Origin of the sequence: Cellulomonas septica (genome assembly GCF_012396155.1) — a bacterium.
Taxonomy (GTDB): domain Bacteria; phylum Actinomycetota; class Actinomycetes; order Actinomycetales; family Cellulomonadaceae; genus Cellulomonas; species Cellulomonas septica.
In genome coordinates, this window is record NZ_JAAXOY010000024.1 from 1 (window position 1) to 13,666 (window position 13,666).

At 68.7% G+C, this 13,666-nt stretch carries 8 protein-coding genes; 1 reads left to right on the forward strand and 7 read right to left on the reverse strand.

What is annotated here, in order from left to right; translation table 11 throughout:
* The 7 genes from HGA02_RS02440 to rpoB all read right to left on the reverse strand — a co-directional run.
* Positions 1-251, reverse strand: a 251-nt coding sequence (locus tag HGA02_RS02440) for a hypothetical protein (RefSeq protein WP_168677197.1), incomplete at its 3' end; no start/stop codon positions are given.
* A 163-nt stretch (positions 252-414) separates the two neighbouring features.
* On the reverse strand, positions 415-1,608 hold the full coding sequence (gene tuf, locus HGA02_RS02445; RefSeq protein ID WP_013770163.1) for an elongation factor Tu: 1,194 nt from the start codon (positions 1,606-1,608) through the stop codon (positions 415-417).
* Between the two features lie 122 nt (positions 1,609-1,730).
* Entirely contained in the window at positions 1,731-3,833 is a 2,103-nt protein-coding gene (fusA, locus tag HGA02_RS02450) for an elongation factor G (RefSeq protein ID WP_168677199.1), read from the reverse strand.
* Positions 3,834-3,926: 93 nt separating this feature from the next.
* The gene (gene rpsG / locus HGA02_RS02455; RefSeq protein WP_013770161.1) at positions 3,927-4,397 is read right to left on the reverse strand and encodes a 30S ribosomal protein S7; all 471 of its coding nucleotides are present in this window, start codon (positions 4,395-4,397) and stop codon (positions 3,927-3,929) included.
* Complete coding sequence (rpsL, locus tag HGA02_RS02460; RefSeq protein ID WP_013770160.1) at positions 4,397-4,768, reverse strand: 30S ribosomal protein S12; 372 nt, start codon at positions 4,766-4,768, stop codon at positions 4,397-4,399. The genes rpsG and rpsL overlap by 1 nt, the downstream gene beginning before the upstream one ends.
* 473 nt (positions 4,769-5,241) lie before the next feature.
* Positions 5,242-9,108 (reverse strand): DNA-directed RNA polymerase subunit beta', encoded by a 3,867-nt coding sequence (locus tag HGA02_RS02465; protein WP_168677203.1) that lies wholly within the window; start codon positions 9,106-9,108, stop codon positions 5,242-5,244.
* Between the two features lie 112 nt (positions 9,109-9,220).
* Positions 9,221-12,727 (reverse strand): DNA-directed RNA polymerase subunit beta, encoded by a 3,507-nt coding sequence (gene rpoB / locus HGA02_RS02470; protein WP_124344658.1) that lies wholly within the window; start codon positions 12,725-12,727, stop codon positions 9,221-9,223.
* A 491-nt stretch (positions 12,728-13,218) separates the two neighbouring features.
* Between rpoB and HGA02_RS02475 the strand changes: the two genes are divergently transcribed.
* Positions 13,219-13,626, forward strand: coding sequence for a DUF4383 domain-containing protein (locus HGA02_RS02475; RefSeq protein WP_168677206.1), 408 nt, complete (start codon positions 13,219-13,221; stop codon positions 13,624-13,626).
* Positions 13,627-13,666 lie beyond the last annotated feature (40 nt).

A 13,666-nucleotide genomic window follows, 5' to 3' on the forward strand; every position in this document is an offset into this window, starting at 1 on the left:
CGGTCCGGGTCCGGCCCGCCACCGGACCCTCCCCACGGCCACGGGTCGGAGCGCAGCGGACCCTGCGTCACCACCAGGACGAGCGCCGCGACGACCAGCACCGCGCCGACCAGCAGCCACGTGCGGAGCGGGACGGCCGACGGGCTGCCCGGAGGACGACCGTCGGACGTGTCCACCGCACCCTCCGAGCGCGCACGGTCGCCGCGGGGCTGCTGCCGGTCCGGCTGGGGTCGGTCGATGTCCGAAGGCATGGCCGCGACCGTACCGAGCGGCCGCCCACCCCGCGCGCCGGGAGCGGCGACGGCCCGACGCAGTGGCGGCCGCCTGCTGCGCGCGAGCGGTGGGACGACGCAGGGCCCGGGAGCCGAAGCTCCCGGGCCCTGCGTCCAGCGATCTAGCCCCGAAGGGCGGTGATCACTTGAGGATCTTCGTGACCCGGCCCGAGCCGACGGTGCGGCCACCCTCGCGGATGGCGAAGCCGAGGCCCTCCTCCATGGCGATGGGCTGGATGAGGTTCACGTGGATCTCGGTGTTGTCACCGGGCATGACCATCTCGGTGCCCTCGGGCAGCGTGATGACACCGGTGACGTCCGTCGTCCGGAAGTAGAACTGCGGACGGTAGTTGCCGTAGAACGGGTTGTGACGGCCGCCCTCGTCCTTGGCCAGGATGTAGACCTGGCCCTCGAACTCGGTGTGCGGGGTGATCGAACCCGGCTTCACGACGACCTGGCCGCGCTCGACCTCCTCGCGCTTCGTGCCGCGCAGGAGCAGACCGACGTTCTCGCCGGCCTCGGCGTAGTCGAGCAGCTTGCGGAACATCTCGACGCCGGTGACGGTGGTCTTGATCGCCTTCTCCTTGATACCGACGATCTCCACCTCCTCGTTCACCTTGAGCTGACCGCGCTCGACACGGCCGGTGACGACGGTGCCACGACCGGTGATCGTGAAGACGTCCTCGATCGGCATGAGGAACGGCTTGTCGATGTCACGGACCGGGTCCGGGACGTTCTCGTCGACCGCGTCCAGCAGGTCCTCGACGGACTTGACCCAGACCGGGTCGCCCTCGAGCGCCTTGAGGCCGGAGACGCGCACGACCGGCACGTCGTCGCCCGCGAAGCCCTGCGAGGAGAGGAGCTCGCGCACCTCGACCTCGACGAGCTCGAGGATCTCCTCGTCGTCGACGACGTCGGACTTGTTCAGGGCCACGAGCAGGTAGGGCACGCCGACCTGACGCGCGAGCAGGACGTGCTCACGCGTCTGGGCCATCGGGCCGTCCGTCGCGGCGACCACGAGGATGGCGCCGTCCATCTGCGCCGCACCCGTGATCATGTTCTTGATGTAGTCGGCGTGACCCGGCGCGTCGACGTGCGCGTAGTGGCGCTTCTCCGTCTGGTACTCGACGTGCGCGATGTTGATCGTGATACCGCGCTGCTTCTCCTCCGGCGCCTTGTCGATCTCGTCGAACGGCGTGAAGGGGTTCAGGTCCGGGTACTTGTCGTGCAGCACCTTCGAGATCGCGGCGGTCAGCGTCGTCTTGCCGTGGTCGACGTGACCGATGGTCCCGATGTTGACGTGCGGCTTGGTCCGCTCGAACTTCGCCTTGCCCACTGGGTGTCCTCCTCAGGACTTGGTAGAGAGTGCCCGTCTGCGGCTACCGGGAGGGTAGACGCGAGGCGTGCGGTCCTACGGGTCGGTTTGTGTGATGGAACTACAGGGTTCGACCTGTGGGACTACTCGCCCCGGGTCTTCTTGATGATCTCGTCGGCAACGTTCCGAGGAACCTCGGCGTAGCTGTCGAACTGCATCGAGTACACCGCGCGACCCTGGGTCTTCGACCGCAGGTCACCGACGTACCCGAACATCTCGGAGAGAGGAACCTGGGCGCGGATCACCTTCACGCCCGTCGCGTCCTCCATGGACTGGATCATGCCGCGGCGCGAGTTGATGTCGCCGATGACGTCACCCATGTAGTCCTCGGGGGTGCGGACCTCGACGGCCATGACCGGCTCCAGGAGGACCGGGTCGGCCTTGCGGACCGCTTCCTTGAGGATCATCGAGCCGGCGATCTTGAACGCCATCTCCGAGGAGTCGACGTCGTGCGACGCGCCGTCGAGCAGGATCGCCTTGACGCCCACGAGCGGGAAGCCCGCGAGGACGCCGAGCTGCATCGCGCTCTGGATGCCGGCGTCGACCGACGGGATGTACTCGCGCGGGATGCGGCCACCGGTGACCTTGTTCTCGAACTCGTACAGCTCGCCCTCGGCGGGGTCCAGCGGCTCGAAGGTCATCTGGACCTTCGCGTACTGGCCCGAGCCACCGGTCTGCTTCTTGTGCGTGTAGTCGATCTTCTCCACCGAGCGGCGGATCGTCTCGCGGTACGCGACCTGCGGCTTGCCGACGTTCGCCTCGACCTTGAACTCGCGACGCATGCGGTCGACGAGGATGTCGAGGTGGAGCTCGCCCATGCCGCCGATGACGGTCTGGCCGGTCTCCTCGTCGAGCTTGACCCGGAACGTCGGGTCCTCCTCGGCGAGCTTCTGGATGGCCGTGGAGAGCTTCTCCTGGTCACCCTTCGTCTTGGGCTCGATGGCCACGTCGATGACGGGCTCCGGGAAGGTCATCGACTCGAGGACCACGGGCGCCGACGGGTCCGTCAGGGTGTCACCGGTGGTGACGTCCTTGAGGCCGATGAAGGCGTAGATGTGGCCCGCGGTCGCGTCCTCGACCGGGTTCTCCTTGTTGGAGTGCATCTGGAAGAGCTTCCCGATGCGCTCCTTCTTGCCCTTGGTCGAGTTGAGCACCTGGGCGCCCTGCGAGACCTTGCCCGAGTACACGCGGACGTAGGTCAGCTTGCCGAAGAACGGGTGCGCGGCGACCTTGAACGCGAGGGCCGAGAACGGCTCCGTCGCGTCCGGGTGACGCTCGATGACGATCTCGGCGTCCTTGGCGTCGTGGCCCTGGACGGCCGGCACGTCGAGCGGCGTCGGAAGGTAGTCGATGACGGCGTCGAGCATGGGCTGGACGCCCTTGTTCTTGAACGCCGAGCCGCAGAGGACCGGGTAGGCCTCCGAGGCGACTGTGAGCTTGCGGATGCCGGCCTTGATCTCGGCGACCGTCAGCTCCTCGCCACCGAGGAACTTCTCGAGCAGCTCGTCGTCGGTCTCGGCGACGGACTCGAGGAGCTCGGCGCGGTACTGCTCCGCCTTCTCCTGCAGGTCGGCCGGGATGTCCTCGATCTCGTACTTCTCGCCGAGGGCCGTCTCGCCGCGCCACACCAGGGCGCGCATCTCGACGAGGTCCACGACGCCGATGAAGTCGTTCTCGGAGCCGATGGGCAGCTGGATGACGAGCGGCTTCGCCTTGAGGCGGTTCACGATCGTGTCGACCGTGAAGTAGAAGTCCGCGCCGAGCTTGTCCATCTTGTTGACGAAGCAGATGCGGGGGACGTCGTACTTGTCCGCCTGGCGCCAGACCGTCTCCGACTGGGGCTCGACGCCCTCCTTGCCGTCGAACACGGCGACCGCGCCGTCGAGGACGCGCAGCGAGCGCTCGACCTCGACCGTGAAGTCCACGTGGCCGGGCGTGTCGATGATGTTGATCTGGTTGTTCTTCCAGTAGCAGGTCGTCGCGGCGGACGTGATCGTGATGCCGCGCTCCTGCTCCTGCTCCATCCAGTCCATCGTCGACGCACCGTCGTGCGTCTCACCGATCTTGTAGTTGACCCCGGTGTAGAACAGGATCCGCTCGGTGGTGGTGGTCTTGCCGGCATCGATGTGCGCCATGATGCCGATGTTGCGGACCTTCGTCAGGTCCGTGAGCACGTCCAGTGCCACGTGAGTTGCCCCTTGTCGGTTGGCTTGTGGTGGTGCCGCCGCCCCGCCCGCGCATGCTGAGCAGCACGGACGGGGCGCGGCGACCGGCTGGGATTACCAGCGGTAGTGCGCGAAGGCCTTGTTCGACTCGGCCATCTTGTGCATGTCCTCGCGGCGCTTGACCGCGGCACCGAGGCCGTTCGAGGCGTCGAGGATCTCGTTCATGAGGCGCTCGGTCATCGTCTTCTCGCGGCGGGCGCGCGAGTAGTCGGTGAGCCAGCGCAGGGCCAGGGTCGTCTGGCGCACGGGGCGCACCTCGACCGGGACCTGGTACGTGGCACCGCCGACGCGGCGCGAGCGGACCTCGAGCGAGGGGCGCACGTTGTCGAGCGCGCGCTTGAGCACGACGACCGGGTCGCCCTGCGTCTTCTCGCGGACGCCCTCGAGCGCGCCGTAGACGATCGACTCCGCGACGGACTTCTTGCCGTCGAGGAGGACCTTGTTGATCAGCTGCGTGACGACCGGCGACCCGTAGACCGGGTCGGAGATCAGCGGCCGCTTCGGGGCCGGACCCTTACGAGGCATCAGCCCACCTTCTTCGCGCCGTAGCGGCTACGCGCCTGCTTGCGGTTCTTGACGCCCTGCGTGTCGAGGGCACCACGGACGATCTTGTACCGGACACCCGGGAGGTCCTTCACACGGCCGCCGCGGACGAGCACGATCGAGTGCTCCTGCAGGTTGTGGCCGACGCCGGGGATGTACGCGGTGACCTCGACCTGGCTCGAGAGACGGACACGGGCCACCTTGCGGAGGGCCGAGTTCGGCTTCTTCGGGGTCGTGGTGTAGACGCGGGTGCACACACCGCGTCGCTGGGGGGAGCCCTTGAGGGCGGGCGTCTTCGACTTGTTCGTCTTCGCCTGCCGGCCCTTGCGGACCAGCTGCTGGATCGTAGGCACTACGTCTCCGTCTGTTGGATGAGCTCTGGTCGACCGGACCCGTCACCCTGGACGGCCGGCAGTTGCGGGGGTCGTCGCCCGTCGCGCGACTACGTCCCTGGTCTCGAGTCCCGCACCGACCCCCGCGCCCGGGCGTGTCGCCCCGGCCTTCCGCGGCGCTTCCCGTCCGGTGTTCCGTGACGGAGGTGACGCGGTGGAGGGGGAACCACCCGGTGCTCCCGACCCGCTCCCCCGCGTCAGCGAGGGCACGTCCGAGTGCACGCATGAGGGCCCGACGGCGCGGGCACGGTGTCCTACGTTACCTGGGCCCACACGGGAGCGTCAAAGAGACGGCGCTCACCCGCCACGCTACCCGTGGACCGGCGCGCGCTCATCCCGAGCGCTCCCCGCGGCCGCACGCGGCGCGGGGCCGAGGACGCCCGAGGGGGCCCGCCGCGGACGGCGGACCCCCTCGGGTCGGAGAGGCAGTGACCTCAGCGGAAGTCGCCGAAGTCGATGTCCTCGAGCGGGATCGCCTCGCCCGAGCCGAGGCCCAGGGCGGGGAAGTCGATCTCGTCGTAGCCGAAGGTCGGGTACAGCTCGGCCTTCGCCTCCTCGGTCGGCTCCACCGTGATGTTCCGGTAGCGGGGCAGGCCCGTGCCGGCGGGGATGAGCTTGCCGAGGATGACGTTCTCCTTGAGGCCCAGGAGCGGGTCGGAACGACCCGACATCGCGGCCTCGGTGAGGACGCGCGTCGTCTCCTGGAAGGAGGCCGCGGACAGCCACGAGTCCGTCGCGAGCGACGCCTTCGTGATGCCCATGAGCTCGGGACGACCCGACGCCGGCTGGCCACCCTCGGACACGGCCTTGCGGTTCGCGTCCTCGAACCGGCCGCGCTCGGCGAGCTCGCCGGGCAGCAGGTCCGTGGTGCCGGAGTCGAGGACCGTCACGCGCCGCAGCATCTGCCGCACGATGACCTCGATGTGCTTGTCGTGGATGTCCACGCCCTGGGAGCGGTAGACCTCCTGCACCTCGTCGACCAGGTGCTTCTGCGTGGCACGGGGGCCGAGGATGCGCAGCACCTTCTTGGGGTCGACGGCGCCCTGGACCAGCTGGGTGCCGACCGCGACGTGGTCGCCGTCGTTCACCAGCAGGCGCGAGCGCTTCGTGATCGGGTAGGCGATCTCCTCCGAGCCGTCGTCCGGCGTGAGGACGATGCGCCGCGAACGGTCACCCTCCTCGATCGCGATGCGGCCCGAGAACTCCGCGATGGGCGCCTCACCCTTGGGGGTGCGGGCCTCGAAGAGCTCCTGGACACGCGGCAGACCCTGCGTGATGTCGTCGGCCGAGGCCACACCACCGGTGTGGAACGTCCGCATCGTCAGCTGGGTGCCGGGCTCACCGATCGACTGGGCCGCGATGATGCCGACGGCCTCGCCGATGTCGACGAGCTTGCCCGTCGCGAGCGAACGGCCGTAGCACTTCGCGCACGTGCCGACGCGCGACTCGCAGGTGAGCACGGAGCGCACCTTGAGCGTGTCGACGCCCGACTCGAGCAGGCGGTCCAGCAGGACGTCGCCGACGTCGTCACCGGCGTGGCCGATGAGCTCGCCGTCGACCTCGATGTCCGTCGCCAGCGTGCGCGAGTAGACGCTCGTCTCGACCTTGTCGTGACGACGCAGCCCTTCGGTGCCCGGGACGCCGATCGGCATCGTCAGGCCCCGCTCGGTGCCGCAGTCGTCCTCGCGGACGATGACGTCCTGCGAGACGTCCACCAGACGACGCGTCAGGTAGCCCGAGTCGGCGGTCCGCAGCGCGGTGTCCGCCAGACCCTTGCGGGCACCGTGCGTCGCGATGAAGTACTCGAGGACGGACAGGCCCTCGCGGTAGTTCGCCTTGATCGGGCGGGGGATGATCTCGCCCTTCGGGTTGGCGACCAGACCACGCATGCCCGCGATCTGGCGGACCTGCATCCAGTTACCACGCGCACCCGAGCCGACCATGCGGTACACCGTGTTGCGGGCAGGGAAGTTCTCCTGCATCGCCTTGGCGACCTTGTCCGTGGCCTGGGTCCAGATCTCGATGAGCTCCTGACGGCGCTCGTCGTCGGTGATCAGACCCTTGTCGTACTGGCCCTGGACCTTGGCGGCCCGCGCCTCGTGCTCCTCAAGGATGTCCTTCTTCGCGGCCGGGGTCGCGACGTCGGAGATCGAGATCGTCACGCCGGAGCGCGTCGCCCAGCGGAAGCCGGCCTCCTTGAGCGCGTCGAGGGACGCCGCGACGGCGACCTTCGGGTAGCGCTCGGCGAGGTCGTTGACGATCGCCGAGAGGCGCTTCTTGTCGACCACGCCGTTCTCGTACGGGTAGTCGACCGGCAGCAGCTCGTTGAAGAGCGCACGGCCGAGCGTCGTCTCGAACAGCAGCGTGTCGCCCTCGGACCAGCCCTCGGGGGCGTCCTCCTCGGACAGCACCAGGTCGTCGAACCGGATCTTCACGACCGCGTTGAGGTCGAGCGTCCCCTGGTCGAACGCCATGATCGCCTCGGACACCGAGCTGAACGCCCGGCCGGCGCCCTCCGCCTCGTCCTTGTCGGACGTGAGGTGGAACAGGCCGATGATCATGTCCTGCGACGGCATGGTCACGGGGCGACCGTCCGACGGCTTCAGGATGTTGTTGCTCGAGAGCATGAGGATGCGGGCCTCGGCCTGCGCCTCCGCGCTCAGGGGCAGGTGGACGGCCATCTGGTCACCGTCGAAGTCCGCGTTGAACGCGGCGCAGACGAGCGGGTGCAGGTGGATCGCCTTGCCCTCGACGAGCTGCGGCTCGAACGCCTGGATGCCCAGACGGTGCAGCGTGGGCGCACGGTTCAGCAGCACCGGGTGCTCGGTGATGACCTCCTCGAGCACGTCCCACACGACCGGGCGGGCGCGCTCGACCATGCGCTTGGCCGACTTGATGTTCTGCGCGTGGTTGAGGTCCACGAGCCGCTTCATGACGAACGGCTTGAAGAGCTCGAGCGCCATCTGCTTCGGCAGGCCGCACTGGTGCAGCTTGAGCTGCGGGCCGACGACGATGACCGAACGGCCCGAGTAGTCGACGCGCTTGCCGAGCAGGTTCTGGCGGAACCGGCCCTGCTTGCCCTTGAGCATGTCGGAGATCGACTTGAGCGGACGGTTGCCGGGGCCCGTGACCGGGCGACCACGACGGCCGTTGTCGAACAGCGAGTCCACGGCCTCCTGGAGCATCCGCTTCTCGTTGTTGACGATGATCTCCGGCGCGCCCAGGTCCAGGAGCCGCTTGAGGCGGTTGTTCCGGTTGATGACGCGGCGGTACAGGTCGTTCAGGTCCGACGTGGCGAAGCGGCCACCGTCGAGCTGGACCATCGGGCGCAGGTCCGGCGGGATGACCGGGACCGCGTCGAGGACCATGCCCGTCGGCGAGTTGTTCGTCGTGAGGAACGCGTTGACGACCTTCAGACGCTTGAGGGCACGCGTCTTGCGCTGGCCCTTACCCGTCTTGATGATCTCGCGCAGGTTGTCGGACTCCGCCTCGAGGTCGAACGCCTCGAGACGCTTCTGGATCGCCGCGGCGCCCATCGAGCCCTCGAAGTAGTTGCCGTAGCGGTCCTGCAGCTGGCGGTAGAGCAGCTCGTCACCCTCGAGGTCCGCGACCTTGAGGTTCTTGAAGCGGTCCCACACGTTCTCGAGGCGCTCGAGGTCCGCGTCCGCACGCTTGCGGATCTGGGCCATCTCGCGCTCGGCCGAGTCGCGGACCTTGCGGCGCGCGTCGGCCTTGCCGCCCTCGGCCTCGAGCTCGGCCAGGTCGGTCTCGAGCTTGAGCGCACGGGCGTTGATGTCGTTGTCGCGGCGGTCCGCGATCTCCTTCTTCTCCAGGTCGATCTCGTTCTGGAGGTTCGGGAGGTCCTCGTGACGGCCCTCCTCGTCGACCCACGTGATCATGTAGGCCGCGAAGTAGATGACCTTCTCGAGGTCCTTGGGCGCCAGGTCGAGCAGGTAGCCCAGACGCGACGGCACACCCTTGAAGAACCAGATGTGCGTCACCGGGGCGGCGAGCTCGATGTGACCCATGCGCTCACGGCGCACCTTGGAGCGCGTGACCTCGACACCGCAGCGCTCGCAGATGATGCCCTTGAAGCGGACGCGCTTGTACTTGCCGCAGTAGCACTCCCAGTCCCGGGTGGGACCGAAGATCTTCTCGCAGAACAGGCCATCCTTCTCCGGCTTCAGGGTCCGGTAGTTGATGGTCTCGGGCTTCTTCACCTCACCGTGCGACCACGCACGGATGTCGTCGGCCGTGGCCAGGCCGATACGCAGCTCGTCGAAGACGTTGACGTCGAGCAAGGGGTCCTACTTCCTTCGCTTGCCGGGTCCGTGTGAGGCCCGGCGGACGGAAATGGTGCAAGGGGTGCGGGCGCTGTCGCGGGCGGCGGGGCCGCCCGCGACAGGCTCGTCGTCAGATCTCTTCGATGCTGCTGGCGTTGGGGCGACGCGACAGGTCGATGCCGAGCTCCTCCGCGGCGCGGTAGACCTCGTCGTCGTTCTCCTTCATGTCGATCGAGACGCCGTCGGACGACAGCACCTCGACGTTCAGGCAGAGCGACTGCATCTCCTTGAGGAGGACCTTGAAGGACTCCGGGATGCCCGAGTCGGGGATGTTCTCGCCCTTGACGATCGCCTCGTACACCTTGACGCGGCCGGGCACGTCGTCGGACTTGATGGTGAGGAGCTCCTGCAGCGTGTAGGCGGCGCCGTACGCCTCGAGGGCCCACACCTCCATCTCGCCGAACCGCTGACCACCGAACTGCGCCTTACCACCCAGCGGCTGCTGCGTGATCATCGAGTACGGACCGGTCGAGCGCGCGTGGATCTTGTCGTCGACCAGGTGGTGCAGCTTGAGGATGTACATGTAGCCGACCGCGACCGGGTCCGGGAACGGCTCGCCGGAGCGGCCGTCGAAGAGCCGGGCCTTGCCGTCGGGCTGGACCATCCGGTCGCCGTCACGGTTCGGCAGCGTCGAGCCGAGCAGACCGGTGAGGGTCTCCTCCGGCACGCCGTCGAAGACGGGCGTGGCGACCGGGTTGCCGGCCGGGGACGAGGCCGCGACCGCGGGCACGCCCTCCTTCCACTGCACGTCGCCCTCGGCGAGCTCGATGTCCCAGCCCTGCTTCGCGACCCACCCGAGGTGCGTCTCGAGGACCTGCCCGACGTTCATACGTCCGGGCACACCCAGCGGGTTGAGCACGACGTCGACCGGCGTGCCGTCCGCGAGGAACGGCATGTCCTCGACGGGGAGGATCTTCGAGATGACGCCCTTGTTGCCGTGACGGCCGGCGAGCTTGTCGCCGTCCGTGATCTTGCGGCGCTGCGCGATGTACACGCGGACGAGCTCGTTCACGCCGGCGGGCAGCTCGTCGCCGTCCTCACGGCTGAACGTGCGCACCTCGATGACCGTGCCGGACTCGCCGTGGGGCACCTTGAGCGACGTGTCGCGGACCTCGCGCGCCTTCTCGCCGAAGATCGCGCGGAGCAGGCGCTCCTCGGGGGTCAGCTCGGTCTCGCCCTTCGGGGTGACCTTGCCGACGAGGATGTCACCGGCCGCGACCTCGGCACCGATGCGGATGATGCCGCGCTCGTCCAGGTCCGCGAGGACCTCCTCGGAGACGTTCGGGATGTCCCGCGTGATCTCCTCGGGGCCGAGCTTCGTGTCGCGGGCGTCGACCTCGTGCTCCTCGATGTGGATCGAGGACAGGACGTCGTCCTGCACGAGGCGCTGCGACAGGATGATCGCGTCCTCGTAGTTGTGGCCCTCCCACGACATGAACGCGACGAGCAGGTTGCGGCCGAGCGCGAGCTCGCCCTCGTCCGTCGCCGGGCCGTCGGCGAGCACCGAGTTGACCTCGACGCGCGCGCCCTGCTCGACCAGCACGCGCTGGTTGTAGGACGTGCCCTGGTTCGAGCGGCGGAACTTCGCCACGCGGTACGTCGACGTGGTCGCGTCGTCGTTGGCGACGACGATCAGGTCGGCCGACACCTCGGTGACGACACCCGGCTTCGTCGCGACGATGACGTCGCCCGCGTCGACCGCCGCACGACGCTCCATGCCGGTGCCGACGAGCGGCGCCTCGGAGCGGACCAGCGGCACGGCCTGGCGCTGCATGTTCGCACCCATGAGGGCGCGGTTCGCGTCGTCGTGCTCGAGGAACGGGATGAGGGCCGTCGCGACCGACACCATCTGGCGCGGCGAGACGTCCATGTAGTCGATGTTCTCGCCGGTGACGTACTCGATCTCGCCGCCCTTGACGCGGACGAGGACGCGGTCCTCCTCGAACGTGCCGTCGGCCTCGAGCGGCGCGTTGGCCTGCGCGATGACGTGGCGGTCCTCGTCGTCGGCGGTGAGGTAGTGCACCTCGTCCGTGACGCGGCCGTCGACGACCTTGCGGTACGGGGTCTCGACGAAGCCGAACGGGTTGATCCGCCCGAACGACGCGAGCGAGCCGATCAGACCGATGTTCGGACCCTCAGGGGTCTCGATCGGGCACATGCGGCCGTAGTGCGACGGGTGGACGTCACGGACCTCCATGCCGGCGCGGTCGCGCGACAGACCACCCGGGCCGAGGGCCGACAGACGACGCTTGTGCGTCAGGCCCGCGAGCGGGTTGTTCTGGTCCATGAACTGCGACAGCTGGCTCGTCCCGAAGAACTCCTTGATGGAGGCCACGACGGGGCGGATGTTGATGAGCGTCTGCGGCGTGATCGCCTCGACGTCCTGCGTCGTCATGCGCTCGCGCACGACGCGCTCCATCCGGGACAGGCCCGTGCGGACCTGGTTCTGGATGAGCTCGCCGACCGCGCGGATGCGACGGTTGCCGAAGTGGTCGATGTCGTCGGTCTCGACGCGCACGTCGATCGCCTCGCCGGCACGCGTGCCGGGCAGCGTCTGCAGGTCGATGTGCAGCGACGCGAGGTACTTGATCGTCGCGACGACGTCCGCGAGCGACAGGACGGAGTCCGCGAGGGGCGCGTCCTGGCCGAGCTTCTTGTTCAGCTTGTAGCGGCCGACCTTCGCGAGGTCGTAGCGCTTCGGGTTGAAGTAGAAGTTCTCGATGAGCGCGCGGCCGGCCTCGACGGTCGGCGGCTCGCCCGGGCGGATCTTGCGGTAGAGGTCGAGCAGCGCCTCGTCCTGCGTCTGGACGTGGTCCTTCTCGAGCGTCTCGATGACGGCCGGGTACGCGGCGAACTCCTCGCGGATCTCCGCCTCGGACATGCCGAGCGCCTTGAGCAGGACGGTCGCGTTCTGCTTGCGCTTGCGGTCGACGCGGACGCCGACGTTGTCGCGCTTGTCGATCTCGAACTCGAGCCACGCGCCACGGCTCGGGATGACCTTGGCGGTGAGGATGTCCTTGTCGGACGTCTTGTCCGCCTGGCGCTCGAAGTAGACGCCCGGCGAGCGGACGAGCTGCGAGACGACGACGCGCTCGGTGCCGTTGATGATGAACGTGCCGCGCTCGGTCATGAGCGGGAAGTCGCCCATGAAGACCGTCTGGCTCTTGATCTCACCGGTCGTGTAGTTGACGAACTCCGCGGTGACGAACAGCGGCGCGGCGTACGTGAAGTCCTTCTCCTTGCACTCCTCGGCCGTGTACTTCGGCGGCTCGAAGCGGTGCTCGCGGAAGGAGAGGGACATGGAGCCGCCGAAGTCCTCGATCGGCGAGATCTCCTCGAAGATCTCCTCGAGACCGGCGGTCTCGGGGACGTCCTGACGACCGTTCTCCAGCGCGGCGGCCACGCGGGCCTGCCAGCGCTCGTTGCCCAGCAGCCAGTCGAAGCTCTCGGTCTGCAGGCCGAGCAGGTCGGGGACCTCGAGCGGCTCGTGGATCTTGGCGAAGGAGATACGACGGGATGCGGTGCGGTTCGCGATGGCGTCAGCGGTCGGTGCAGAAGGGGTGCGCGAGGCAGCCAAGAGGGGTCCTTCCCTGCGGATCGTGTGCACGCTGCGCAGGTCAGGCGGGGCGCGATCCCCCGGCCGTGCGAGCTGCGGAACCGTCGCGCACGTACGACGTCCACTGCTCGGGTTATACGGGATCGCGGGCACAGGCCAGCGCAAAGCGCTAGCATACTCAACCGGCATGGGAAAGTCCACCCGGCGTCGGCCGGGTCCCGCGTCGTCGTCGACGCCGTCCCGGCTTCTCGCTCACGCGGGCGACTCGCCCGCGTCGACGACCACGCTGTCGTCGCGGCACATGGTGGCACACGTCACCCTGACCGCGAAAGCGGAGCAGGTGAGAGCGGCCGCCGGCACGGACGCCGCCCGCACGCCTCGCCGCCTCTCCGGCCGCTGCCCGTCCCGACCCATCCGCCCCGCCGTCGGCTGCGAACCCCCCTCGCACCACATCGCACGCGGTCCCGCGGGACCGCCCGGGCGGGGCCACGCGCCCCGGGAACGAGGCAGCCATGTCGCAGTCCCCCAACCGCATCGTCGGGACGGTCTTCGGAGCCGTCTACCTGCTCGTCGGCGTCGCCGGCTTCTTCGTGACGTCGGGCGTCGGCTTCGCGTCGACCGAGGGCGAGCCGCTGATCCTCTTCGAGGTCAACCCGCTGCACAACATCGTCCACCTGCTCATCGGCGCCGTGCTGTTCCTCGCCGCACGGTCCTCGGTCGCCGCGTCGCGCGCCGCGAACACCGGCGTCGGCGCGGTCTACCTGCTCGTCGGCGTCCTCGGCCTGTTCCTCGTCGGCAGCGGCGCGAACATCCTCGCGCTCAACGGCGCCGACAACGTGCTGCACTTCGCGAGCGCGGTCCTGCTGCTCGGCGTCGGTCTCGGCGCCGACCGCACCGCCTCGGCGCGGGCGACCGCATGACGACCGCGTCCGCGGCTCCCGTCGTCCGGCCCGCCGGGCG